The organism is Roseibacillus ishigakijimensis (assembly GCF_016595415.1).
GTDB lineage: Bacteria > Verrucomicrobiota > Verrucomicrobiia > Verrucomicrobiales > Akkermansiaceae > Roseibacillus > Roseibacillus ishigakijimensis.
In genome coordinates this window covers 77,158-100,753 of record NZ_JAENIO010000006.1, presented here as the reverse complement: position 1 = coordinate 100,753, position 23,596 = coordinate 77,158, and the positions used below count along the sequence as shown (strand labels likewise).

Genomic DNA, 23,596 nt, shown 5'->3' with positions numbered 1-23,596 from the left:
TTTCTTTCAGTCCCGTCCTTCTGCCTTCACCTCGAAGGTGATCCCTGTGGTGGCATCGGCTGAGATCAGTTCCAAGGAATTGATCAAGGGCATGGACGGCACCGCTCGTAACACATAGGGGAAATTCCCCCCGAACATTCCCACTTCCCCTCCCGAGGAAGAGGCCGTCTTAGCCACCGAGCCCTCTTTGGTCTGGTATTTGAAAGCCCAGGAGCCCTCACTGAGAAAGACCGCGTCCGCCTCGCCGAGCATCGAATGACTCCCAAAGGGAAAATTTTCTTCGTCTAAGATCACGCAATATTCAGCGGTCACCGAACCGGCTCCCCGGAACGAACCCACGATGCTGTTTTTCACAAAGACATCGCCATCATTCTCGTGAAGAGCGGCATTAAAATCGAAGTCAGAGCCTGACCGATAAAGAGTGCATTGCGAAAGGAAAAGCGAAGAGTCGCCCGGGACGCTTAAAGAGCTATTGATAAAAGAATTGCTGACAACCCCATGCGTTTCTCTACGCAGGCTGAGGTCGAAAAAATAGGATTGTTGTACCGAACAATTATCACCATTCAAGGAGACACTCTCCGAGCGACATCGTGAAACCAGGCAATTGTCAGAATACGTGTAAATATGGGTCGCATAAAGCCCCTCCAAGACACTGCCACTAGCGGAATGATCATCAAGCTCACTACCAACCTTGACCGTAGAAAACTGCGTGATGAGCGAATTCTCGGCCAATTCCGCCCCCTGCGCATCGCCGAAGCCATAGCCCCGCACGATCAATTGCTTCGTCAGCGTGATGGCACCGTACCTTTCAGCAGAAGGAGCGAGAATAATCGTATCCCCGGCAGAAGCGGCATCGTGCGCCTCTTGAAAGCTCCGGAAATCTGCCGGAACCCCCGTATTATTATTCACATAGTATGTCTCCGCGCACAAGCACCCCGCGAAAAATACTCCTCCAACAACGCCAAAAAATGTCCCCTTCATTTGTGTTTCGAGTGAAATTCCAAGTCAAAAAAAGCCACTGAATCAGATAAATAAAACAGCAATCTCGTAATCGCATCTAGACGTAAACAAAGATTACGTCAATAATATAAAAATATTTCTATCTAATTTTCCTATCATTCTCCAGAGGCATGGGCTGCGGGGAGCTGGTGGGGCCGTGAATTTGCAAAATATCCGGTCCCCCCTCGGGATGGGGCACAAAGCGCACCCGATCCACCGATAATTGCCGGGGCTCGGTGGCTTGCGAGGAATGATGGCGATGATAGATGATGAAAAGGCCTTCTCCATCTGGCGATCGGGTGAAGCAGTGATGAGCGGTGCCGTGAGCGTAGGCCGTGGACTTCATGACCGGATTGAACTCATACTTTTTCCACGGTCCCAAGGGACTGTCCGAGGTGGCGTAGCCCACGGCATACTCCGGATTCTCGAAATGACTTCCGGAATAGGTGAGGTAATAGGTCCCCTTGTGCTTCAAGACCTCCGCTCCCTCGGTGACAGGCCATTGATGGCGTTCCCAAGCTTGATCGGGCTTGACCATGAGACGCAAACTCTCCGCATCGACAGTTCGTAGATCATCGTTGAGTTTTCCACCCCAAATCTGGTTCCCTTCATCGAAGGTCACGTAGTAGAAATAACGTTGCCCGTCCTCATCCTCGAAAATGTGTCCGTCGATGCGAATGCTGGCAGGCTCCATGGGTTCCTGCTTTTCCTGCCGGAAGGGACCTCGCGGGGTCTCCGCCGTTGCGACGCACATCCGCTCGTCGGCGGCATAATAGAGATAAAAGAGACCGTCTTTCTCCACAATATCGGGAGCCCAGAAGCGGGAATGGCCCCAGCTGTCCTCATTCTTGAGCGCAAAGCCCTCATCCTTCCAATGAACGAGATCCGTGGAAGTGTAGAGGCGGATTCCCCGCACCATGCGAGGATAATCGATGGTATAAGTCGTGTAGGCATAGTAGGTCCCTTCATGAAAAAGCACCACCGGATCCGCAGCTCCTCCCTGCACCGGATTGGTGTAGCTCGCGTGCATGGACGGGGCCTCCCAAGGTCCCACTTGAAAATCGCGAAACGAAGCCGGGCCATCGAGCGCCCGCAGCGCCACACTCCCCTGCGCCAAGGCCGCATCCACCCCGTCGAAGCGGGGCCAGCTTGTTTCATCGACCGCGTCCGGCTCGAGATAAATCTGGAACTGTTCACCCGCCGCGCGAATGCGGAGATGATACCAATGCCCCACCCTGACGGGCAGCGGGCGGGTGGCAATCGCCCTCCATACGGGGTCCACCGCACCCCAGACCAGGGTATTTGTGCCCGCCACAATCCCGACATAGTAGCCCCGAAAGGCGTCAAGACCTTCGGCAAAGTCCCCCGCCCGGAAGAGCACTCCGGCCTGCCCCCCGTCCTCTTCGCATCGCAGCGAGACATCGAGCTGAAAGTCAGTGGAGACTTTTTCACTCCAGACCGCTTTAGGGCCATTCTCGCCCCTGAGCGTCCAGTGCGTCTCCTTCTGCTCCCACGCCCCCCCCAAGGCCGTCCACTCCTGCCCCTTGGCTACGGCCCCCAGGCACAGCCCCATCGCTATCACTCCGGTCATCAGTCGACTCATCATCGCCAAACAATGCCCTAAGATGGACCGCTTGGCGCTCCCATTCATCTACTCGGAACCAACCACTTCTTGCCCCAAATCCTCATCTCCCGAAGGACTGAGGTTCCCCGTCTTCTTCTGAAAACCCGCCAACCGCTCTGCGTATGTCTCCTGATGCGACAATTGCTCTTCCCCGTCCTCTTGCTTCTCGCCCCTTTTCTTGCGGGCGAGGACCGCCCGCATATTCTCTTCTGCATGGCCGATGATTGGGGGTGGCCCCATGCCGGAGCCTACGGCGACGAAGGGGTGGCCACGCCAACTTTTGACCGCCTTGCCCGCGAAGGAGCGCTTTTTCATCATTTCTACACCTGCAGCCCCTCCTGCACCCCCAGCCGCAATGGCGTGATTACGGGCAAGTATCACTGGCGACTGGGCCCCGGAGCCAACCTCTGGTCCACGCTTCCTGCCGAGCATGAGAGCTTTATTCACCTCCTGGCCGACGCGGGCTATGCCATCGGGCAGAATCCTCCCAAGACCTGGGGCCCCGGGCGGATCAAGTCCTGGCAAGCAGTCCATGGCGAAGACCCGGCCGGCCCCACCTACGCAACCTTTGGTGAGTTCCTGCAAGCAAACGACCCCGCCGATCAACCCTTCTGCTTCTGGCTCGCCAGCTCTGATCCCCACCGTGGTTACAAAAAAGGTTCCGGCCAAGCAGCGGGCATCGACCCCGAAAAGGTGCACCTCTTCGACCACTTTCCCGATACCGCAACCATTCGCAATGATGTCGCCGATTATTACTTCGAGGTGCAACGCTGGGACACGCTGGTGGGCCAAGCCTTGGCGCAACTGGAGGAGAGAGGGCTCCTTGAGGATACCATTGTGATCATGACCGGCGACCACGGGATGCCTTTTCCCCGCGGAAAAGGGAATCTCTACGACTCGGGGGTGCGCGTGCCCTTCGCAGTGCGCTGGGGAGAGAAAGTGCGCTCCGGACACGAAATTGCGGACTTTATCTCCTTTGTCGACATCGCTCCCACCCTCCTTGAACTGACGGGCACCGCCCTTCCCGAGGAACTCTCTGGCCGCAGCTTCGCCCCCCTGCTCTTGGCCCGGGAATCGGGTCGCCTCGATGCCGAGGGACGGCCCGACATCATCTTTGGCCGCGAGCGGCATGTGCCCGCGCAGGAAAAGCCCAGCACTGCAGGCTATCCCTCCCGGGGACTCCGCACCGAGGACTTTCTCTACCTCAAAAACTACGAGCCCGACCGTTGGCCCATGGGCACGGGTGATGCCGATAAAGTGCTCCTCCCGGGCCAGTGGTATGCCGATTGTGACAGCGGCCCCAGCAAGAATGCGATCATCGAGAATCGCGAGAAAGATGAAGCCCACCGCCGCGCCTACGAGCTCTGCTTTGCCAAGCGACCTGCGGAAGAACTCTACGACCTGCGCAGCGACCCCGATCAAGTGAACAACCTCGCCGCTTCCTCTGAACACCGGGACACCTTGGAGAAACTCCGCCAGCGGCTCCAAGAGCGGCTCGAGGCTGCAGACGATCCGCGAGCGAAGAATCCCCACTTCACCGGCTTCGATGACTTTCCCTACTTCGGAACAGGGGGAGGCAAACGCAAGTAGGGCCCACAACCCTTCCCTTCAGGCGATGAAAAAAAGTCAACAGGGAAACCTCTCCGCTCCTAGCCTTGGCTCCTAAAAAGGAGGATTAAGGTTCACCGGGAAAGAGTTCGCCTTTTTCCCTGGCCTGAATCAACCCACTCCAAACAAATTCATGAAACAAGAAGCCCTCACCCTGACCCTCGTCGCAGCCATGGCAACGACTGCCTCTGCGGCGATCAGCTGGAACTTCGGTTACATCAGCAATACCAGCAACGGAACCACCAACGACACCCTCGGCACCGGCTTTCTCGATAGCTCGAACGTGCTCTATGCCGAGAACTTCGGAGGAGACGCCCTCACCTTTGATGGCATCAACTTTGCGGCCGGAACCTTCTCGTATGGAGGTGTATTCACCGGCTTCCACGACTTGGAGGACTCCCCTCTCTCGGCGACCGGCACCTTCGGAGGCAATAGCGACACCTCCCGCACCATCACCATTGGGGCGGGACAAGACCTGAACGTGACCCTCGTCGATGGCCAGCAATACAAGGTGCAGCTCATCGTCATGGACGGACGCAGTGGCCAATCCGGCCGCGAAATTTATATCGACAACAATTTGACCGATCATGCGGTCGGGAGCAGTGGCAACTGGGGCGAGACTCTCCTCGCCGTGGGCACCTTCACGGCCAATGGAGGGAGCGAAAGCTTCACCACCCATCTGCGCAACAACGGAAGCGACCGACCGGACGGCCAAGTCAACGCCATCGTCATTAGCCAAATTCCCGAGCCTTCCTCCGCCCTCCTCCTCGCGCTCGGTGGCCTCGCCCTGACCACTCGCCGCAATCGGGCTTGACGCTCCGCTTCCGTTTCCTTCCCTTCGACCAAGCATCACAGGCTCCGACCAGCCTGTGATTTTTTTTGTTTCGACAGCCCCCGTCGCAAAATCGCTCGAAGAACGGTCCCTCCCGGGCTAGTTTTTTCCCATGCGAGATGACCGATTCTTTCAAAAGCACGAAATCGGAAATTACGTCGCCGAACTCTTCGACGACCTGCCTGGTTTTGTCTACTTCATCAAAGATCGCCATCTGCGCTACGTGGCCTACAACCGGCGCTTGTGCGAAATCTTCAATGCCGAGCAGGAAGACGACGTCCTCGGGCAAACCGACGATCCCTACTACCCGGAACACCTTCTCACCTTCATCCGCGAAGATGATCTGCGGGTGCTGGAAACCGGTGAATCGGTCATCAACCGGGTGGAACTGGTCCCGCGCGGAACGGGCTTTGTTGATTGGGCCACAACGACCAAGAAACCTCTCTACGATCAAGAGGGCGCGATCTGCGGCATCGTGGGGGTGACCCGGCCCTTCGAGCAAGGCACCGCCACCTTGCGCAAAAATGAAGAGCTGGGACCAGCTCTCAAGCTCCTCCACGAGGGCTACCGCGACAACATCGGGATGGCCGAACTCGCCAAGGCCACCCACTGTTCGCCGAGCACTTTCCTCCGAAAGTTCAAGACCTGCTTCAACATGACCCCCAAGGAGTATCTCCGCCACCTGCGCGTGCAAGAGGCTTGCCATCTCATCGCCCGCTCCACCCTGACTTTCGCCGACATCTCATACCGTTGCGGCTTCGCTGACCAAAGCCACTTTTCCCGCGAATTCACCCGCATCATGAAGGAGCCTCCCTCCGCCTATCGCGCCCGCTACCAAATGTGATTTGACGATTTCATTCAAAACCTATCCCGATTTTTTCATGACACCTCCATTCCGGTAGGCTAAAACAGAGGGCAGTCGAAACCCTTATGTTCACCAAACGTCTTACCACCGAAACCATTCTCGAGCGGCTGCAGAAAAAAGTCGCAGATCGCGTGCCAATCATGATCTCCTCCGCCGGTTCCGGCCTTGTGGCCAAACTGCAGGAGAAAGCGGGCACCGATTGCATCAACACCTTCTCCGGCGCCCGTCTCCGCGCCAACGGCATGGGCACCATGTCGATGATGTGGCCCATCCTCGACTCCAACAAGCAGACCCTCGACTACACCCGCGAGGATATTATGCCCGCTCTCAATGGCGACGCCTTCGTCTGCGCTTGCCTCAACGCCAACGACCCCCTGAAGGACATGCGCATGGTGCTGCAAGAGTGCCTCGATATGGGTGTGCAAGCGGTCTCCAACATCGGCCCCTCCATCTCCTACGTCGACCACGACTCCGAAATCTACAAGGTGATGACCTCCGCCGGAATCACCCTGGACAACGAAATCGAGCTTCTGCGCGTGGCCAAGGAAGAGATGAACATGGTCTCCATCGGTCTCGCCTTCACGGAAGAAGACTCCTACCGCATCGTGGAGGAAGCCAAGCCCCACATCTTCTGCTACCACGCGGGAACCACCAAAGGCGGTCTCAAGGGCTACGACTCTGGCAAGACCATCGAGGAAACCGCCGCCGAAACCGAGCGCGTTTACCAGAAGTGCCGCGAGATTCATCCCGACGTCATCCTCGTGGCCCACGGCGCGGCGATGGAAAATCCCCCGGACGCGCAATACATGCTCGACCACACCAGCGGCCACGGCTTCTGGACGGGCTCTTCCACCGAACGCCTCCCGATCGAACGGGCCGTCACTGCGGCCGCTGAAGAATTCGCCAACCTCCGCTTTTCAAAATAATCGCCATGAAAACCATCGCAATCCTGGCCACCCTCGACACCAAGGCGGATGAAGCCGACTTCATGCGCCAGGAGATCGAGTCCTTGGGCGGTAAAGCCCTCATCCTCGACCTAGGAGTCGTGGGCGAGGCCGGCATTCAGGCCGATTACGTCAAAGAAGACATCATCGCGGCCGGGGGCTCGAGCCTAGCGGAGCTGCTCGACAAGCCTTCCCGCGAGAAGTGCAACCCCTTCGTCGTCGCCGGGGCCACCAAGATTCTGGGCGAGCTGCAGAGCGAAGGAAAAATCGACGGTGCAGTCGCTCTCGGCGGCACCCAAGGCACCTCCACCTGCGGCCCCATTCTACAATCACTGCCTTATGGCTTCCCCAAGGTCATGCTCTCCACGGCTGCCGCGGGCGACACCTCCCCCTTCGTCGGCATCAAGGATATCACCATGATGTTCGCCGTCTCCGACATTCTCGGACTCAACGTGTTCTCGCGCAAAATCCTTGCCAACGCCGCTGCCGCCGCTTGGGGCATGGCGCAGAGCGAACAATGCATCACCCAATCGACCGCCAAGGGCGTGATTGGCATGTCCAATCTCGGTGTGCTCACCAAGGGCGCGATGCATGCCATCAAGCTCTTCGAAGCGGCCGGCTACGAGGTCATCACCTTCCACGCCATCGGCGCCGGGGGTGACGCCATGGAGCAAATGATGCGCGAAGGCATCATCACGGCGGTCTTTGACTATGCCTTGGGCGAGATCGCCGACGGCACTTACGGCGTGCTTCGTGGCGGTGGTCCCGACCGCCTCACTGTAGCCGGGGACCTGGGGCTCCCCCAAGTCATCGTGCCCGGCGGCTCCGAGCACCTTGGCATCCTGGTCAACCAGCCCAACAAGGTGCCAGCGGGCTACGAGGACCACCAAATCACCTGGCATTCCCCCTACGTTTTCGTCCCCCGCCTCAATGCCGAGGAGCAGGACAAAGTAGCCAAAAACATCGGCGAAAAGCTCCAACATTCCAAAAAGGACACCGTCTTCCTCATGCCCCTCAAAGGCGTGAGCAGCTACTCCGCCGCCGGGGGAGAGCTGGAAAATCCCGAACTGGATGCCGCCTACTGGGAGTCCTTGCAAAAGTATCTCCCCGACACCATCCAGACGGAAGCACTTGACTACACCGCGCAGGATCCCGAATTCGTGGAATACGCGGTCAAGACGCTCATCAATTTGATCGAAAAATAACCAACCGAGACACTCTCTCAAAATCCTAACTGACTAATACTATGGCAGACCTAGACGACATCCGCGACGGCGACAACTTCGGCCTCAACACCCCCGCATCCACCAAGAATTTCTACCTGAAAGGCATGGACGGAGCGGACTGGGGCGTGAAGAACCGCATGGCGCGCATCTTCAACAAGAAATCCGGCCGCACCGTGATGCTGGCCTTCGACCACGGCTTCCTCATGGGGCCCACCTCCGGCTTGGAACGCATCGATATCAACATCGCTGCCCTCGCCGACCACGCTGATTGCTTGATGGGCACGCGCGGCATGATCCGCACCTGTATCCCCGCCGACAATCAGAAGCCCATCTGCCTGCGCACCGACACCGGCACCACCATCCTGACCGAGATGAACCACAATGTGCTCATCTCCGAAGAAGAAGCCATCTCCATGAACGCTTCCGCCATGGCCGCCATGGTGGCCGTGGGCGACGCCGCCACCGAAGCCTCCACCATCGCCAACCTCAGCGCACTGGTCGACATCGGCAACACCTACTCCATCCCCGTGATGGGCGTGACTGCCGTCGGCAAAGACATGGCTCGCGATGCCCGCTACTTCGGCCTCGCCTCCCGCGTCTGCGCCGAAAACGGAGCTTCCATCGTGAAGACTTATTACACCGAAGGCTTCGAAAAAGTGGTCGCCGCCTGCCCCGTGCCGGTCGTGATCGCCGGTGGCAAGAAGCTGCCTGAACTGGAAGCTCTCGAGCTGTGCTACAAAGCCATCCAGTGCGGCGCCGCCGGAGTAGACATGGGACGCAACGTCTTCCAGTCCGAGGCTCCCCTCGCCATGATGAAGGCCGTGCAAGCCGTGGTCCACGAGGACCTCAAGCCCGAGGAAGCGATCAAAATCTTCGAAGACGGCAAAAACGCCTAACTTCTCTTTCTCCCAAGTCCCCGCATCCCGACCCGGTGCGGGGGCTTTTCTTTTCACCCCCAAGCCATTCGCTCCTCGCCTGGTGGTAAAGTCCGCCCTGAGTCGGAAAATCCGAAATTTCAAAAACTCTAAAACCAATATCTCACCCTGGAGAAAAAACCTAAACTCCAAAAACTCAGAAATCAATACCCCCTGCTCCCCCAGCCTCCATCCCCTTTCAACAAGCTCTCCCGGCCCCAAAATAACAATCCTATCCCAAACACCCTCCCCGAACCCACGTTCCAAAAATTTTCCCCAAGCATTCGTCAAAGATAAATTCAGTTCATTCTGTCCCAAGTCCAACCATGTCCCGCCAAGCCACCATCGATCACCTCCGCGCCAACCACCCGCAACTCACCATCGGCACCCTCACCACCGACGACCAGCTCGAAGCGGTGCAGATTCTGCGCGATCATCAGATTCCTCTTCTCCACATCGACATCATGGATGGGCAGGTCTGGCCCAAAGCCACCGTCGGCCCGGAGTTCCTCAGCCAACTCGGCTCCGCCCTCCTCAAGGATGTCCATCTACTCGTCGCCGAACCCGAGGTCCACATCCCCCTCTTCACCCAGGCAGGCGCTGACCTCATCTCCTTTTCCATCGAATACAGCAAAGACATCGCCCACTGCCTGCAGCTCATCACCGACGGCGGCGACCAGATTCTCCGTGGGGTCTCGCTCAATCCCGACACCGATCTCGCCCTCATCCAGCCCCATCTCGCCGATATCGATTTCGTCATCCTCCTCGCCATCGGGCCCGAGACCGGAAAAGAAACCTTCTTCGACACCCTGCCTGCCAAGGTGAAGCAGCTGCGCGAATGGAAGCCCGAGCTCCTCATCACCATCGACGGAGCCATCAAGAAAGACAACGTCGGCGAAGTGGCCAAAATGGGCTCCGACTTCATCGCCACCGGTTCCGCCGTCTTCGATGGCGTCGATCCCGCTGCCAACATCACCTTCATGAAGGGAGAAATCGCAAGCGCACAAGCCTAGAAAAAGGAAAAACCGAACGACCAAAAACTCAAAAACCAAAGCCCGTCAGAACCCCTGCAGAACCACAATCCTGCATCATCCTGTCCCACAAACTCACACAGAGCATTCGTCAGCAATCATTCTGTCAATTCTGTCCAAAGATCCCCTCCCGCAAAGAAACCAACTCCCGTAAACATCATCATGTCTGAACTCATTCACGAAGGAAAAGTCGCCATCGTCACCGGAGCAGCCGGCGGCATCGGCCGTGCCACTGCCGAACGTCTCCACGCCGATGGAGCCACCGTCGTCGGCCTCGACATCAACCCCGCCGTCGTCGACAACCTCAATCAACCCGGACTCTCCGGTGCCGTGTGCGACATCTCCGATGATGCCGCCCTCAAAGCTGCCGTCGACAAAGTCATCGCCGATCACGGCGGGCTCGACCTCATCGTGGCCAACGCCGGCATCTTCAAATCCGGGGAATACATTGATGCCCCGGAAGACTCCTGGGACCTTCACCTCAAGATCAACCTCACCGCCACCCAGCGCTTCCTCAAATACTCCATCCCCGCCCTCAAGGAGAGCACCAAGCAACCCTCCATCATCATCATCGGCTCACGCAACTTTGCCGCACCCGGCCCGGGCGCCTCGGCCTACTCGGTCACCAAAGCCGGAGTCACCCAGCTCGCCCGCGTGGCCGCTCTGGAGCTCGCTCCCTTCGGCGTGCGCGTGAATGTCCTCCACCCCGATGCCGTCTTCGATACCGAAATCTGGACCGAAGAAGCCCTCAAAAAATCCGCTGAACGCTACGGCATGACCGTCGAGGAATACAAAACCAAGAACCTTCTCCGGGCCGAAATCACCTCTCCCGGAGTCGCGGCCATGGTCAGCCAAGTGGCAGGCCCAGTCTTCTACGCCACCACTGGTGCCCAGATTCCTATCGACGGCGGCAATGACCGGGTGATCTAACCCCTCCTCCTCCCCTCCCTTTCCTTTCCCCAAAACCACCCCAGCCGCGCCCCCCAAAGCGCGGCTTTTTTCGTGGTTGCCTCTCATTGATAGAGAGCACTAGTATTCTGAAAAGCTATGATCCGAAAAGCGCTTCTCTTTCTCAACGGCACTCTCATCGGCGGCTCTTTCTACACCGCAATTTCGATGCTGGGAGAATGGAATTTTGTCCTCCACAACCCCCAAACTCCATTTCAGTCTCAATATTTCAAACCAATCATTTTCCTGCTCTTACTCAGCGGATCGGTTGCCACTCTCAACCTCATTTTCTTCCTCGCTCTCAAACAATGGCAAACATTCAGCACCACAGAGCAATAGATTTTCTCATATTTCTCTGCTGGTTCCTACCCGGCACGCTTCTCTTGCTCGGAATCATCATAATCTCAGCAAGCTCCTCCCCCTCAACACCACCACTCTGGCAAAGCCTTGCCATTATCTTCTGCATCAGTTGCCTTCCCCTAACTCTTCTCGCCGGATATGCAGCTGCCTATCTTCAACTTACCCGGACAGAAGGCCAAGGGGAAGCTCGCAAGTTCACCCGCTGCTTGCGACTGGCCCTTAGCTTTTACTTTTTGCAAATCCTCTTTGCTCCCTTTGTCATGATTGGCTTTACCCTACTGCTCTCTGCTTTCTAAAGAAAAAAGCCTCCCGCACGACACGGAAGGCTTTGGAAAAAACTAGGTCGCTCTCGGCGATTACGGCACTCTTAGTAGCGGTAGTGATCGGTCTTGTAGGGACCTTCCACCGGCACGCTGATGTAATCAGCCTGCTCTTGGGTAAGCTTGGTGAGCTTGCAGCCAATCTTCTCAAGGTGGAGGCGAGCCACTTCCTCATCGAGCTGCTTGGGAAGAACTTCCACCCCAATCTCGCGGCTGTCTTTGGTGTTCCACAGCTCAATCTGCGCCAGGGTCTGGTTGGTGAAGCTATTGGACATCACGAAGCTGGGGTGACCCGTGGCGCAACCCAGATTGACGAGACGACCTTCCGCTAACATGTAAATGCTGTTGCCGGTCGGGAAGGTGTATTTATCGACCTGAGGCTTGATGTTCAGCTTGGTGACATTCTCAGCGGCATCCAGTTTCTCGATCTGGATTTCGTTATCGAAGTGCCCGATGTTACAGACGATGGCCTGGTCCTTCATCTTCTCCATATGCTCGAGGCGGATGATGTCGAAGTTGCCAGTCGTGGTGACATAGATATCCCCCCAGCCAAGAGTGTCCTCGACGGTGAGCACGCGGAAGCCTTCCATCGCCGCCTGCAGGGCACAGATGGGGTCCACCTCGGTGACGACCACTTGCGCGCCCTGACCGCGCAGAGCCTGCGCACAGCCTTTGCCCACATCACCGTAGCCGCAGACCACGGCCACCTTACCGGAAATCATCACATCGGTGGCGCGCTTGATGCCGTCCACCAGGGACTCGCGGCAACCGTAGAGGTTGTCGAACTTGGACTTGGTGACGGAGTCGTTCACGTTGATGGCGGGGAAGAGCAGTTTGCCTTCCTCGTGCATCTTGTAGAGACGGTGCACGCCGGTGGTGGTCTCCTCGGAAACTCCCTTCATCTCAGCAATCATCTCCGCGAAAACGCCGGGGCGCTCGCTGCCAATCTGCTTGAGCAGATCCTTGATGACTTGCTCCTCCTTGCTGCCGCTGGGGGTATTGACCCAGTCGGAACCATTCTCCATTTCATAGCCCTTGTGGAGAAGAAGAGTGGCATCGCCCCCATCGTCCACGATGAGCTGGGGGCCCTTGCCGTTGGGGAACTGCAGGGCCTGCCAGGTGCACCACCAGTATTCTTCCAAAGTCTCGCCCTTCCAGGCAAAGACAGGCACGCCGGAAGCAGCAATGGCGGCGGCGGCGTGGTCTTGGGTGGAGAAGATGTTGCAAGAGACCCAGCGGACCTCGGCCCCGAGCTCGGTCAGAGTCTCGATGAGGACGGCGGTCTGAATGGTCATGTGGAGAGAGCCCATGATGCGCACTCCGGCGAGGGGCTTCTCGGGTCCATACTTGGCGCGGGTGGCCATGAGGCCGGGCATCTCGTGCTCGGCAATGTCAATTTCCTTGCGGCCAAAATCGGCCAGGCTGATATCTGCTACTTTGTAGTCGTTACTCATTTTTTTAGATTATTTGGGAGTCAAGGACGTTGCAGAGAGAAGACGCAAGACTTCAAGAAGCAAGATTCAAGACTTCCGGTTGAATGTTAGGGTTTCACGTCCAAGGAGCGGGCCAGGCCCTGCAGCATGGAGCTGATTTCCTTGGTTTCGTTGATCATTATTTTCGTCGGGTCGGCGGCGAAGTATCCCGCCCGGACTCCTATGAAGAGTTGGGTGCGAAGCTCTCCGGCGGAGCCTTTGGCGATGTTGAGAAAACGCCGAAACTCTTTGTTCGTTTCCCGTTCAGCCCCTTCGGCAATGTTCGAGGGAATCGAAATTGCCGAGCGAGCCATCTGGTCCCGAAGCGCGTAAAGCTTCAGCGGTTCTATCAGGGACAAGACTTCCACGGAAAGACGGCAAGCTCGCTTCCAAACCTCAAGCTCTTCGAAATGATGGTGGCTCGACATCGGAATTCTTGGGTCTTGCGTCTTCCAATCTTGAGTCTTTAACCAATTGCAGCTTTGAGTTCGTCGACCTTGTTTTTCTCTTCCCAAGGAAGGCCGGCGTCTTCGCGACCGAAGTGACCGTAGTTGGTGGAATTGCGGTAGATGGGACGCAGCAGATCGAGCTGGCTGACGATGTCGGCGGGCTTGAAGGAGAAGACCTCGCGCACCGCTTTCTCGATTTTTTCCTCGTCCACTTCCGCGGAACCAAAGGTGTTCACATTCAGGCTCACCGGCTGGGGATAGCCGATGGCATAGGCCGCCTGCAACTCGCACTCGCGGGCGAGACCGGCCGCCACGATGTTCTTGGCCACCCAACGGCACATGTAGGCCGCCGAGCGGTCCACCTTGGAGGGGTCTTTGCCGGAGAAGGCACCACCGCCGTGACGGCCCATGCCGCCGTAGGTGTCGACAATGATCTTCCGTCCGGTGAGGCCGGCGTCGCCCTCGGGTCCCCCAATGACAAAGAGGCCGGTGGGATTGATGAGAAGCTCGGTCTCGTCAGTGAGCAAATCGGCGGGGAGGACCTTTTCGATGAGGTCTTTCTTGAGAATCTCCCGGATCTCTGCAGTGGTGATTTCCTTGGCGTGCATCGTGGAAACAACCACCGCCGTGATGCGGTTGGGCTTGTTATCAACATACTCGATGGAGACCTGAGTCTTCGAATCGGGCCGCAACCAGGTGTGCACCCGATCCTTGCGCAGGCGGGTGAGCTCGAGGCCCAGCTTGTGGGAGTAGAGCGCCGGCGCGGGCATGAGCTCGGGAGTGTCGTTGGTGGCGTAGCCAAACATGATGCCCTGGTCCCCAGCACCTTGTTCTTCGTGACCCTTGTCCGCCGCCCCCTTGGCATCCACCCCCTGGGCGATGTCGGGCGACTGGCGACCGAGAAGATTCATGAGAAAGGCGTTTTTCTCAAACTTGCAGGTGTAGCTGTAATCCGTGCCCTCGGCGTAATCGGCATCGTAGCCAATCTCGGCCAAGGTATCGCGCACCAGGGTGCCGTAGTCGAAGAGCGCGCTGGTGGTGATCTCACCCGCCAGGCCAATGACGTTGTCCTTCACAAAGGTTTCACAAGCCACCCGGCTGTTGATGTCAGACTCCAGACACTTGTCCAACACCGCGTCTGATACGGTATCACACACTTTGTCGGGGTGCCCCTCGGTCACCGACTCGGAAGAGAAAATAAAGGTCTTGGCCATAATTTGCAAATTTTGATATCAACGAATCGCGATTCGTTGATGCAACGGATAAATCCCCTTACCCATGCCGTCAATCCTGAACTCCCTGAAACTCCTCGCCGACCCCACCCGGCTGCGCATCCTCCTGCTCCTCTCCCGCGAATCCCTCTCGGTGGCCGAGCTGCAGGAAATCCTCGCCATGGGGCAATCCCGCATCTCCACCCAATTGGCCCAGCTCAAGAAAGCCGAACTCATCAACGACACCCGCGCGGGCAAGAGCAACATCTACCAAGCCACCCTCCCTCCCCAGCTGGCCGAACTCGCCGAAGAGGCGGGCCGGGAACTGCCCGAACACCGCAGTGACCTGCAGAGCCTGAAGCACATCCTCCTCAAGCGCAAAGACACCACCCGCGCCTACTTCGACCAATTGGCGGGTAAATTCGGCAAACATTACGTCCCCGGCCGCTCTTGGAAATCCCTCGCCGAAGCCCTCCTCAAGGTGCACCAGTTCGAGACCGTCGCCGACCTGGGAGCCGGGGAAGGCACCGTGGCCCAACTCTTCGCCCAGCGTGCCCGCCAAGTGATCGCCATCGACAACGCCCCCAAAATGGTGGAATTCGGACAAAAACTGGCCCAGACCCACCAGCTCGCCAATCTGGAATTCCGCCTGGGCGAAATTGAAGAGATCCCCATCGAAGACGGCACCGTCGACCTCGCCCTCTTTTCCCAAGCCCTGCACCATGCACAATCCCCCGCCCGGGCCCTCGCCGAAGCTCACCGCATCCTCAAGCCCGGTGGCACCCTCATCGTGCTCGACCTCCTCCAACACAGCTTCCAACAAGCGCGCGACATTCACCACGACGTCCACCTCGGCTTCTCCGAAGTGCAGCTGAGCGAATTGCTGGAAGCGGCCGGGTTCCACGAACCCACCACCACCCTCGTCGACAAAGAAGACCAGCCCCCCCACTTCCAAACCCTCCTCGCCGTGGCACAGCGTTGACGGCAGCGGGAATTCAGTGTAAGCCTCCGCCCTTCCCCTGCCATTTCCCGGTAGAAACAAAGCGCCCATAGCTCAGCTGGATAGAGCAACGGACTTCTAATTGGTGTTCATTTGCTTCATGGTTTTTATTTTCGCTCATAATTAACCATTTATGAAGTTAGTTTTGTTCGAATAAGCATGTTCAAATGGTCGATTTTGGGCCTATTTTGAAGCTAGAGTGGTCAATGGAGTGGTCAATTTTATTTCTCTAACAGTCCTCAAATCTGCTGCCTCAAATCCCTAATCGAGGTCGGGCAAGATCCAGAAGATCACGACTTCACTATTTTAGAGTTCTTTTCTAGTCTCCGCTCCATTCATGAGCGCTATCAACTACCGCCCCGACATCGACGGCCTCCGGGCTCTCGCAGTCATTGCTGTCGTCCTGTTCCATTGCGGCCTTGGCATGCCCGGTGGATACATTGGGGTTGACGTCTTTTTCGTCATATCCGGATACCTGATCAGCTCAATAATTTGGAAAAAGTTGGGCCAAAATAAATTCTCGTTTCGAGATTTCTGGGTCCGCCGCATTCGCCGGATCACTCCGGCCTTTCTGGCGGTTGTCTTAGCCACGCTCACAGCCGGCTATTTCATTTTATTGCCCGATGATTACGATTCACTGGGCAAGTCCTCGTTCTATGCCTCCGTAATGGGGGCGAACTTTTTCTTTTGGAAAAGCGGGGGCTACTTTGCTTCCAGTGCCGAGGAAATGCCGCTTCTGCACATGTGGTCGCTGGCGGTAGAAGAGCAATTCTACCTCTTCCTCCCACTATTTCTGTGGGCGATTTTCAAGATTGCCAACGGTCAAGTTCGGTTCGTTCTAGGCTTCATCCTCACTGGCATCTTGTTGAGCTTGGCTCTCAGCATTTACGCTTTGCCGAAAGATTCCGATGCAACCTTCTACCTGTTGCCGACTCGGACATGGGAGCTATTAGCCGGAGTCCTCGTGGCTTTTCTACCACGCCCCGGCTTGTTTGAGCGAAAGGTCGTTTCGAGCCTTCTCTCTTTGGCGGGTTTGAGCGGAATCATTTTACCCGTTTTTTTCTTCGACGCCGAAACAGCCTTTCCCGGAATGGCCGCACTTCCTCCCGTTCTTGGTGCCGCTCTCCTCATCTGGTTGCGGACTGGAGCCCATGATGGCTCCCCGATGCCGGTAGTGTCGCGAGCCCTTGCGTCTCGCCCGGTCGTGTTCGTCGGGTTGATTTCGTATTCCTGGTATCTCTGGCATTGGCCAATGGCTGCCTTTACTCGCTATCTTTCCTTTGGCGAGATTTCGACGGGGGCAGGGCTTTCCATTTTGTTTTCTAGCTTCGTCTTGGCTGTTCTTTCTTGGAAGTTCATCGAGAACCGTTTTCGCAGCCCACAAACAACAAAGCAGGGAAGATTTGTTCTGCTTGGAGTGGGAGCCGTGCAAGCCGCCGTGCTCGTGATCGGAATTGTCGTCGCCAAGTTCAATGGAATCCCCTCGCGCCTCCCAGCTGACGCCCTCGCAGCTGCCGAGGCCAAGCATGACCGCAAGTTTCGCGTCCAAGTTAAACCAAGAGATGTCCGGTCCCGAAATCTCCCGGAAATCGGCGACCCTCACGGCAAGAAGACTCTTTTGCTGTGGGGAGATAGCCATGCAATGAGCATCACTCCCGCTTTTGACGAGGTCCTGAAAAAGCGAGGATGGAAAGGCTATGTGGCGGCGCACCCATCCACTCCACCAGTCCTAGATTTTGTCCACGAAAGTCAATATGGACTAGGAAAAGATTCCCCAGCCTTCAACCAAGCTGTGCTTGAATTTGTGAAATCCGAGAAAGTAGACACCGTGGTTTTAAATGCTTATTGGAGCGCAGTTTCCAGCGAGCCCGATCTTCAGATAAATTTACTGAAAACTATAGAGGAGGTCATTGCAATTGGCGCGCACCCCGTTCTACTTCTTGATGTTCCAGTGCATACGATCGACATCCCTAAAGAAATCGCAATTTCCAGATGGTTGGGTAGAGATTATGAAAGCCATCTCAAAAACACCGCTGACCTAGATAAGTTTGACGGCATTGATAGCGAAATCTTACGTTTGATTAAAAATACAGGATCAACTATTCTTAACCCCAAGAAAAACTTTCTCTCCGAAGACCTATTTATTGCTGAGTTTAATGGTCATCTTCTCTATCATGACGAACAACACCTATCGACACAGGGAGCTTTAAGAAATGCAACTTTCATCGAAGAGCATCTTCTTACGCCGGCGTCTCGTCCATGAGCGGCGGGTGTTGGGAGACTAAGACGCGTATTCCTTTGATCCGGCAGAACTCGGTCATTGTCGCGCCTCCCTTTTCGGTCGAATGGAAGAAGAATGGCTTGACGGCAGTTGTTAGTTCCATGTCGTCAAGCTTCACGCAATGAGCGATCTGGTCCTTGCACCACGCCTGCAGATACGTGATGATTTCGTTTCCGTCCGTGCTGCGGACACGACAGATACCCACTCGTAGCGAGTGAGGATCAGCCCATGCCTCATCGGAAAAACCCGGATATTCGATTGGCGTTGTCAGGTCTGGATTAGACGTATAATCAACCGAGGTTGAGCTGTCATCCAATGTAACGAAACCCTCGGCGGTCCTCCTCGGTCCCTGACGCTTCCGGAGCGAACTGGGCAGAGAAATAGTGGAAGCCTTTGGTGTGGTCGCCGGTCGGGCCGGAGACGTCAAAATCCACCGCGCAATCTCCGAATCCAACGGCCCAAAATCCCCGGTCCGAGTTCTCGATGCGAGGCACTTCGACCCACAACTCGGCGAAGTCTTCCGGAACCAGCTCCTCGTCCCATTCGATGAGCCCTTCTCCTCGTCCCGTCAATTCAGCCATCCCTTGTCCGCCAGAGGTCACAGGGTCGTAAGAAATCGCGTAGGGACCCAGACCACCGCCAATAACAGCCGATGAGGTCCACCCGCTAGGCGTAGCCGACAAAAAGGAGAAGCCGGGCGGCGGAGGTCACGGGAAAGCCGGGCGAGGCCAATCCAGCGTTGAAAGGCGGAAGTGCTTGCGGAGTTAACGATAGGATCGGTGTATTGGTAGAGCCCGAACTCCTGCCCATCCAAAACAAGATAACTACAGGACACCGCATAACGACGCTTGCCGTAAAGAACGGGCCAAGCAGACGTATGACGAGGCATTTTTTGCCAATGGAGCCCATCCACCGAATAACCAAGCGCGCGTTTTGTGCCGGCACCGGAACCCGCATCAGCCGCCTGCATGACCAGTCCGGGAAGGTAGGCGGTTACACTGTAGCCTGAGTGCGCGGAACCGTTGCCGACCGCGTCAATCCATCGCTCAAACGTCCAGTTGATAAAGTCTATCGATACGTAAACCGCCTCTCGTTGGCCGGACGTGTAGGTTCCGCCCTCCTCGTCGGTTCCGTCCTGAGACTGAATCTGTGAGTGGCCAAACGCCAGAAAACCTCCTGCGGGGTTCGGCTGGACGTGGAAATATTCGCCAAGCTCCGTGCCTACATGCATTGGACCGCTCGGGTCTGGCATTGGCCCACCGTCAGCCTGATAATATCCAGCTGGAACGAGAGGGTTAGTCGTCGCCGGGTATGAATAACCCGCCGCCGTGAACTCGCTCGAAACTTCTCCGCCTCTACTTCTACTGCGAGATCTCTTTCGAAGACGCTCGCCCGACTCAAGACCTCAGCCGGGTCGACTCCGGCGATTGCCACCAACGCTCGATCTCCTGCTCCGACCATTGGGAAATCGGAGTCTTCGGCAGGGTGCGTTCGAGAAAGCCGATCAACTCTTCTCGATAGTCGAGCGAGCGCGGCTTAATGTCTTGGGCTCGATAATGAGCACGAAGAAGTTCAAAAGCTCCCTCTCGCGAGAGCGCCTTTCCCTTCGCGATCACACCCGCCTGAGCACGGAGCTTGGAAAGCATATCGTCGCGCTTCATCTTGGCGATTTTGACGGCCTTCGTCCCGAGGGACCTCCGAATGAGCTTGCCACCAACCCGCGCTCGTAGATACAAGCCTCCCGAAGGGCAATGTCTCACCAAGTTTTCCGCAACCTGTTCCCAGTCGCCAGCCATGCGAGCATTTCGCACGGCTTGCGCCCTGTTGTCAAACAGTGGTCAACAGCAGTGGTCAACGAAGAACCCGACAACTTCACAACTCATTCACAATAAACAAAGCGCCCATAGCTCAGCTGGATAGAGCAACGGACTTCTAATCCGTAGGTCGATGGTTCGAATCCATCTGGGCGTGCTTCTCTTATTCGTTCCGCGACGGTGGGAAGAACAATCTTCTTCCCTTCAGCAGTCTCTCTTGCTAGGGAGATGAGTGAATGAAGAAAGGATCTTCCCTCCTCGTCCTCGTCATCCTCGCTCTCACTGGCTTCGGCTCGGGTTGGATTTTCAGACAAGCCTCCTCTGCCTCAAAAGTGCCTTCGATGGCCGGGGCGGCGGCGACCAAAAGTCATCGTGCAAGAGAATCGGCCCGATCTGCAGCCACCACGCAGAGCCCGCAGGCCCGGGGCGGAGCACCCACCCTCCCGCCCATCCAGTCCCCCGACACGGCGGAGGACATCCATGCTCTCCCTGCCAGCCAACTCTATGATCGCATGGCGCTTTTCCTCCTCGACCTGCCGGCAGAGGAGTTTCCTGCTTTTTACTCCCGTTATCTGGAGCGCGAGGACCGCAATAATGACCTCAATGACTTGCTCTTCATGGCCTGGACCCGAGTGGATCCAGCGGCGGCGATCCTAGCCACCAAGGACACCAACGACAGCCGCTATGCCTGGTGGGCTTGGGCGGGCCATGATCCCGAGGCTGCGCTGCAGGCTACCCTCGCAGGCGAAGCGGGTCCCGATCCCTGGCCGACCTTCTGGGGTATTGGCGAATTCCATCCCCAGTGGGCACTGGAGAATTGGGACCGCTTTCCAGAGGAGAACCGGCGCAGTATCCTCAACGGGCTTTCCAAATGGCCGGACAGCCAGACTCCGGAGGCCTCCTATCTGCTGACGAAAAAAGGCAATCGCACGGCCCATTCCCAGACTCTTCTTGCTCTCGCCCGCGAGGACCCCAGCAAGGCTTATGACTTGATCAAGGAACACGGTCTATCCGCATTCAATCATTCCGACCAGTCGGAATTGGATCGCCTGATTGAGATCGCCCGCCGATTCGAACCCGAAATTCTGAGTGACCTCAGCCAGCTTGTCAAAGGCCCCAGTGACAAAAACCGGCTGGCCAAGGCCCACTTCGAGAGTCTTCTTGCGGAAGAACCAGAAGCCGCTCGGCAGGTCTTGGAGGAGACGCCTGAGGGCTGGCTCAAGCAGGACATGGTGGTGGCCTATGGAGAAAAACTTCTTCGCGAGGATCCGCAAGCGGGCATCGACTTTGCGGTGAAAGCACTCGCGAACAGCGACCTCGATCCCGACCGGACAACTTGGTTTCACTACAACAACGGAACTAGCGGCAAAGGAGGAGGGAACAACCCCATCCCCTCCTTTCTGGACAGTCTCCTCAGCAAAGATCCCGCCCAATTGATGTCGGGACTAGCGAGCCAGAGCAAATTCGAGCCGAATCGCCACCAGTCCAACAGCTTCACTCACGCCGCCCAAAAATGGGCCAATCACAATCTCAACGAGTTCGCGGAATGGACCACGCAACAGAAGGAGAGCAATCCGCAGGCCTACGAAGCCAGCGCGGGCATTCTCATCAACCAGCTCAATCACCAAAATGAATTTGCCGCCGCGATGGCTTGGAGTGAGACCTTGGCGACGGAGCCCGAACACCAGCAACGAAGCATCTATCATCGGTGGCTCAGATCTGATCCCGAGGCCGCCATGGCCTGGCGACAATCACCGGATTTCAAAGGGAATCCAGACCACTTCCCCCTCCCCGAAGCGACCGAAGAACCCTAACCATGAAACTCACTTCCTCCCTCCTCACCGGAGCCGCGCTCTTTCTCGTCACCGGAGCCCTTGGCTGGACCCTCGCCCCCGGATCGGACCATTCCAGTAAAGAAGCCGTGCGAGCGACCGAGCACACCCCGACTAAATCGACCCGGAGCACCAAGAGCCGGGCCCGACAGGGAGCGCCCTCCCCTTCGCTGAACGCGCTGAAAGGGATCCGGAGTGCCCGCTCGGAAGGCGAGCGCATGCGGGGAGCCATTGCCCTCGCCCGCAGCCTGCCCATCGAAGAGGCCGCCCGTTGGCTGGATGAAGGCCTCTTTTCGCAGCGGGAGGGCTTTGCGCAGACACTTTTCATCAAAATCCTGCAGGAACGCTGGCAGCGAGAGGACCCCAATGGCTACCTGGTCTGGCAGATTGGCAATGGCAAACAAGCCAGCGCCGAGCAACTGGCCCGACTGGCCGATGAGGATCCAGAACGACTCTTCGCCGCCTTGGAACAAACCTCCGTCGGCTACCAGCGTTCGCAATACCTAGCCACCCTCGCGCAATCGCGACCGGAGCTCGTCTTGAAGGCCATCGGGGACGGCATCCTGCTTTCGGTGGAGCCGCACTACTACGAGGAAATCGTCAACAAACTGGCGGAAGGAAACCGCGATTTGCTGGAAAGCTCGCTCGCCGACCTCCCTCTTTCGCTGGCAACTGCAGCGGAGACCGCACTGATCAAGGCCGACCTCCAGAAGGACTTTGCCAACACCCTGCCTCGGCTCTACGACCATCCTCAGGGAATCGACTTGCTCCTCAACGACTACCAATTTGCCCGGAAGAATATCAGCCAGATCCTCGCCCACGTGGGAGACTTTCCCGAAAACTGGAAGGAATCTCTCGTCCAAAGGGGATACCTTTTTGGAGAGCTGGACGTGGACACCCTCTTCACGACAAACTGGCAGGAGCTGGGTTTCTCCGAAAGTCATAAGAGCAACATCCTCGGTTATCGCCTTGGAGAACTGGCTCGCTCGAATCCTGATCAACTCTTGGCGGTGCTGAAGTCGGGCTATCAACCGGAAGCCAACTGGATGCGAAGCATCCTTTCCAACCTTATCAGCTCCCGACCGGAAGACGCAGTGGACATGCTGGAGCCATACTTGGACGAGGAAGGACGGCAATACGCGAAGCAATTGCTGACCCAAAATTCCGGGGGAGCTTCGATTGGAGGACGCCTCGGAGGCGCCTTCTCCAGCGATCAATATGAACCCGGCCATCAACGCGAGCAGATCGCGCAAATGTCACCGGCTCAACTTCAGCATCACAGTATCTACGCCTACAACTGGTCCCCGGAGCAGCACGAGGAATTCGCGCAAAGCTTCCAAGATGCGCAAGGGGAAGAGCGTCTGCGCCTGGCTGCCGCCATTCTCAACTCGGACAACCTTCACCCTGAGGTGACTACCGAGGCTATCGAATACGCCCTCGCCCATCCCGAGATCCGCGAGCTGGCCAACTGGCAGGACGATTCCACCCTCATTCAGGCCGCCTCCCAGCATGCGATGACGGAACTTCAGCGCGACCCGGCGGAGGCCAGCGCCTGGCTAGAAAATCTACCCGCCGGAGAGGTCCGGGAGTGGAGCCTGAAGAATCTCGCCATCAATTGGCAAAATCTTGACCCCGACGGGGCCCGGGAGTGGGTGGCCGCCCTTCCGACAGCCGATCGGCAGGCAGTGGAAGCCTTCCTCGCTGAGCCACCGCGATAATTGGTAGGGATGCTGCCGGTAAGGATGGCTTTGGGTAGGGATGCCTTTGGGTAGGGATGCCTCGCCGAGGTATCCACCGAATTCACCCTTGCCCCCCTCGACCCACCCCCCACCTTCTATCCCGGCAAACGCCTTCCCCTTTCTCCCC

At 57.2% G+C, this 23,596-nt stretch carries 21 protein-coding genes and 1 tRNA gene; 14 read left to right on the top strand and 8 right to left on the bottom strand.

Going from position 1 to position 23,596, the window contains the following annotated elements; translation table 11 throughout:
* Positions 1-6: 6 nt before the first annotated feature.
* Together JIN78_RS04070 and JIN78_RS04065 are read right to left on the bottom strand one after the other, a co-directional pair.
* Positions 7-981 carry a right-handed parallel beta-helix repeat-containing protein gene (locus tag JIN78_RS04070; RefSeq protein WP_200390661.1) on the bottom strand — a complete coding sequence of 325 codons (975 nt, stop codon included), beginning with the start codon at positions 979-981 and terminating at the stop codon, positions 7-9.
* Between the two features lie 118 nt (positions 982-1,099).
* On the bottom strand, positions 1,100-2,605 hold the full coding sequence (locus JIN78_RS04065; protein WP_200390660.1) for a family 43 glycosylhydrolase: 1,506 nt from the start codon (positions 2,603-2,605) through the stop codon (positions 1,100-1,102).
* 150 nt (positions 2,606-2,755) lie between these two features.
* Between JIN78_RS04065 and JIN78_RS04060 the strand changes: the two genes are divergently transcribed.
* The 9 genes from JIN78_RS04060 (at position 2,756) to JIN78_RS04020 (ending at position 11,330) form a co-directional block, all read left to right on the top strand.
* Positions 2,756-4,213 carry a sulfatase family protein gene (locus JIN78_RS04060; RefSeq protein WP_200390659.1) on the top strand — a complete coding sequence of 486 codons (1,458 nt, stop codon included), beginning with the start codon at positions 2,756-2,758 and terminating at the stop codon, positions 4,211-4,213.
* Positions 4,214-4,364: 151 nt separating this feature from the next.
* On the top strand, positions 4,365-5,045 hold the full coding sequence (locus JIN78_RS04055) for a PEP-CTERM sorting domain-containing protein (RefSeq protein ID WP_200390658.1): 681 nt from the start codon (positions 4,365-4,367) through the stop codon (positions 5,043-5,045).
* A 130-nt stretch (positions 5,046-5,175) separates the two neighbouring features.
* Positions 5,176-5,907 (top strand): AraC family transcriptional regulator, encoded by a 732-nt coding sequence (locus JIN78_RS04050; protein WP_200390657.1) that lies wholly within the window; start codon positions 5,176-5,178, stop codon positions 5,905-5,907.
* Positions 5,908-5,993: 86 nt separating this feature from the next.
* Positions 5,994-6,854, top strand: coding sequence for a phosphoenolpyruvate hydrolase family protein (locus JIN78_RS04045; RefSeq protein ID WP_200390656.1), 861 nt, complete (start codon positions 5,994-5,996; stop codon positions 6,852-6,854).
* A gap of 5 nt (positions 6,855-6,859) precedes the next feature.
* A complete protein-coding gene (locus JIN78_RS04040) occupies positions 6,860-8,077 on the top strand; it encodes a Tm-1-like ATP-binding domain-containing protein (protein WP_200390655.1) in 1,218 nt (405 codons plus the stop codon).
* Between the two features lie 41 nt (positions 8,078-8,118).
* Positions 8,119-8,994 carry a 3-hydroxy-5-phosphonooxypentane-2,4-dione thiolase gene (gene lsrF, locus JIN78_RS04035; protein WP_200390654.1) on the top strand — a complete coding sequence of 292 codons (876 nt, stop codon included), beginning with the start codon at positions 8,119-8,121 and terminating at the stop codon, positions 8,992-8,994.
* 344 nt (positions 8,995-9,338) lie between these two features.
* On the top strand, positions 9,339-10,025 hold the full coding sequence (locus JIN78_RS04030) for a beta/alpha barrel domain-containing protein (RefSeq protein WP_200390653.1): 687 nt from the start codon (positions 9,339-9,341) through the stop codon (positions 10,023-10,025).
* A 180-nt stretch (positions 10,026-10,205) separates the two neighbouring features.
* The gene (locus JIN78_RS04025; protein WP_200390652.1) at positions 10,206-10,973 is read left to right on the top strand and encodes an SDR family oxidoreductase; all 768 of its coding nucleotides are present in this window, start codon (positions 10,206-10,208) and stop codon (positions 10,971-10,973) included.
* 117 nt (positions 10,974-11,090) lie between these two features.
* Positions 11,091-11,330: a hypothetical protein gene (locus tag JIN78_RS04020; protein WP_200390651.1), complete on the top strand. Its 240-nt coding sequence runs from the start codon at positions 11,091-11,093 to the stop codon at positions 11,328-11,330.
* Between the two features lie 388 nt (positions 11,331-11,718).
* Here JIN78_RS04020 and ahcY read toward each other — a convergent pair whose 3' ends face one another.
* The 3 genes from ahcY to metK form a co-directional block, all read right to left on the bottom strand.
* A complete protein-coding gene (ahcY, locus tag JIN78_RS04015) occupies positions 11,719-13,125 on the bottom strand; it encodes an adenosylhomocysteinase (protein WP_200390650.1) in 1,407 nt (468 codons plus the stop codon).
* An 86-nt stretch (positions 13,126-13,211) separates the two neighbouring features.
* The gene (locus JIN78_RS04010) at positions 13,212-13,571 is read right to left on the bottom strand and encodes a four helix bundle protein (RefSeq protein WP_200390649.1); all 360 of its coding nucleotides are present in this window, start codon (positions 13,569-13,571) and stop codon (positions 13,212-13,214) included.
* Positions 13,572-13,609: 38 nt separating this feature from the next.
* The gene (metK, locus tag JIN78_RS04005; RefSeq protein ID WP_200390648.1) at positions 13,610-14,806 is read right to left on the bottom strand and encodes a methionine adenosyltransferase; all 1,197 of its coding nucleotides are present in this window, start codon (positions 14,804-14,806) and stop codon (positions 13,610-13,612) included.
* 64 nt (positions 14,807-14,870) lie between these two features.
* Between metK and JIN78_RS04000 the strand changes: the two genes are divergently transcribed.
* Together JIN78_RS04000 and JIN78_RS03995 are read left to right on the top strand one after the other, a co-directional pair.
* The gene (locus JIN78_RS04000; RefSeq protein WP_200390647.1) at positions 14,871-15,785 is read left to right on the top strand and encodes a metalloregulator ArsR/SmtB family transcription factor; all 915 of its coding nucleotides are present in this window, start codon (positions 14,871-14,873) and stop codon (positions 15,783-15,785) included.
* Between the two features lie 355 nt (positions 15,786-16,140).
* Positions 16,141-18,066 (top strand): acyltransferase family protein, encoded by a 1,926-nt coding sequence (locus JIN78_RS03995; protein ID WP_200390646.1) that lies wholly within the window; start codon positions 16,141-16,143, stop codon positions 18,064-18,066.
* A 326-nt stretch (positions 18,067-18,392) separates the two neighbouring features.
* On the opposite strand, the gene JIN78_RS03990 is transcribed toward JIN78_RS03995, so the two are convergent.
* The 3 genes from JIN78_RS03990 to JIN78_RS03980 all read right to left on the bottom strand — a co-directional run bounded on the left by JIN78_RS03990 (position 18,393) and on the right by JIN78_RS03980 (position 19,745).
* Positions 18,393-18,665 carry a hypothetical protein gene (locus JIN78_RS03990; protein ID WP_200390645.1) on the bottom strand — a complete coding sequence of 91 codons (273 nt, stop codon included), beginning with the start codon at positions 18,663-18,665 and terminating at the stop codon, positions 18,393-18,395.
* Positions 18,666-18,682: 17 nt separating this feature from the next.
* Positions 18,683-18,973: a hypothetical protein gene (locus JIN78_RS03985; protein ID WP_200390644.1), complete on the bottom strand. Its 291-nt coding sequence runs from the start codon at positions 18,971-18,973 to the stop codon at positions 18,683-18,685.
* Between the two features lie 508 nt (positions 18,974-19,481).
* Complete coding sequence (locus JIN78_RS03980) at positions 19,482-19,745, bottom strand: hypothetical protein (RefSeq protein WP_200390643.1); 264 nt, start codon at positions 19,743-19,745, stop codon at positions 19,482-19,484.
* Between the two features lie 236 nt (positions 19,746-19,981).
* Between JIN78_RS03980 and JIN78_RS03975 the strand changes: the two genes are divergently transcribed.
* From JIN78_RS03975 to JIN78_RS03965, 3 genes are all read left to right on the top strand, one after another.
* Positions 19,982-20,055, top strand: a tRNA-Arg gene (locus JIN78_RS03975).
* Positions 20,056-20,134: 79 nt separating this feature from the next.
* The gene (locus JIN78_RS03970) at positions 20,135-21,712 is read left to right on the top strand and encodes a hypothetical protein (RefSeq protein WP_200390642.1); all 1,578 of its coding nucleotides are present in this window, start codon (positions 20,135-20,137) and stop codon (positions 21,710-21,712) included.
* Between the two features lie 2 nt (positions 21,713-21,714).
* Positions 21,715-23,448 carry a hypothetical protein gene (locus JIN78_RS03965; RefSeq protein ID WP_200390641.1) on the top strand — a complete coding sequence of 578 codons (1,734 nt, stop codon included), beginning with the start codon at positions 21,715-21,717 and terminating at the stop codon, positions 23,446-23,448.
* The last annotated feature ends 148 nt before the right edge of the window (positions 23,449-23,596 follow it).

Excerpts from the sequence above, each read along its gene's own strand:
- JIN78_RS04070 (WP_200390661.1), bottom strand. The coding sequence starts at position 981 with ATGAAGGGGACATTTTTTGGCGTTGTTGGAGGAGTATTTTTCGCGGGG.
- JIN78_RS04065 (WP_200390660.1), bottom strand. The coding sequence starts at position 2,605 with ATGATGAGTCGACTGATGACCGGAGTGATAGCGATGGGGCTGTGCCTG.
- JIN78_RS04060 (WP_200390659.1), top strand. The coding sequence starts at position 2,756 with ATGCGACAATTGCTCTTCCCCGTCCTCTTGCTTCTCGCCCCTTTTCTT.
- JIN78_RS04055 (WP_200390658.1), top strand. The coding sequence starts at position 4,365 with ATGAAACAAGAAGCCCTCACCCTGACCCTCGTCGCAGCCATGGCAACG.
- JIN78_RS04050 (WP_200390657.1), top strand. The coding sequence starts at position 5,176 with ATGCGAGATGACCGATTCTTTCAAAAGCACGAAATCGGAAATTACGTC.
- JIN78_RS04045 (WP_200390656.1), top strand. The coding sequence starts at position 5,994 with ATGTTCACCAAACGTCTTACCACCGAAACCATTCTCGAGCGGCTGCAG.
- JIN78_RS04040 (WP_200390655.1), top strand. The coding sequence starts at position 6,860 with ATGAAAACCATCGCAATCCTGGCCACCCTCGACACCAAGGCGGATGAA.
- lsrF (WP_200390654.1), top strand. The coding sequence starts at position 8,119 with ATGGCAGACCTAGACGACATCCGCGACGGCGACAACTTCGGCCTCAAC.
- JIN78_RS04030 (WP_200390653.1), top strand. The coding sequence starts at position 9,339 with ATGTCCCGCCAAGCCACCATCGATCACCTCCGCGCCAACCACCCGCAA.
- JIN78_RS04025 (WP_200390652.1), top strand. The coding sequence starts at position 10,206 with ATGTCTGAACTCATTCACGAAGGAAAAGTCGCCATCGTCACCGGAGCA.
- JIN78_RS04020 (WP_200390651.1), top strand. The coding sequence starts at position 11,091 with ATGATCCGAAAAGCGCTTCTCTTTCTCAACGGCACTCTCATCGGCGGC.
- ahcY (WP_200390650.1), bottom strand. The coding sequence starts at position 13,125 with ATGAGTAACGACTACAAAGTAGCAGATATCAGCCTGGCCGATTTTGGC.
- JIN78_RS04010 (WP_200390649.1), bottom strand. The coding sequence starts at position 13,571 with ATGTCGAGCCACCATCATTTCGAAGAGCTTGAGGTTTGGAAGCGAGCT.
- metK (WP_200390648.1), bottom strand. The coding sequence starts at position 14,806 with ATGGCCAAGACCTTTATTTTCTCTTCCGAGTCGGTGACCGAGGGGCAC.
- JIN78_RS04000 (WP_200390647.1), top strand. The coding sequence starts at position 14,871 with ATGCCGTCAATCCTGAACTCCCTGAAACTCCTCGCCGACCCCACCCGG.
- JIN78_RS03995 (WP_200390646.1), top strand. The coding sequence starts at position 16,141 with ATGAGCGCTATCAACTACCGCCCCGACATCGACGGCCTCCGGGCTCTC.
- JIN78_RS03990 (WP_200390645.1), bottom strand. The coding sequence starts at position 18,665 with ATGGCTGAATTGACGGGACGAGGAGAAGGGCTCATCGAATGGGACGAG.
- JIN78_RS03985 (WP_200390644.1), bottom strand. The coding sequence starts at position 18,973 with ATGCCTCGTCATACGTCTGCTTGGCCCGTTCTTTACGGCAAGCGTCGT.
- JIN78_RS03980 (WP_200390643.1), bottom strand. The coding sequence starts at position 19,745 with ATGAAGCGCGACGATATGCTTTCCAAGCTCCGTGCTCAGGCGGGTGTG.
- JIN78_RS03970 (WP_200390642.1), top strand. The coding sequence starts at position 20,135 with ATGAAGAAAGGATCTTCCCTCCTCGTCCTCGTCATCCTCGCTCTCACT.
- JIN78_RS03965 (WP_200390641.1), top strand. The coding sequence starts at position 21,715 with ATGAAACTCACTTCCTCCCTCCTCACCGGAGCCGCGCTCTTTCTCGTC.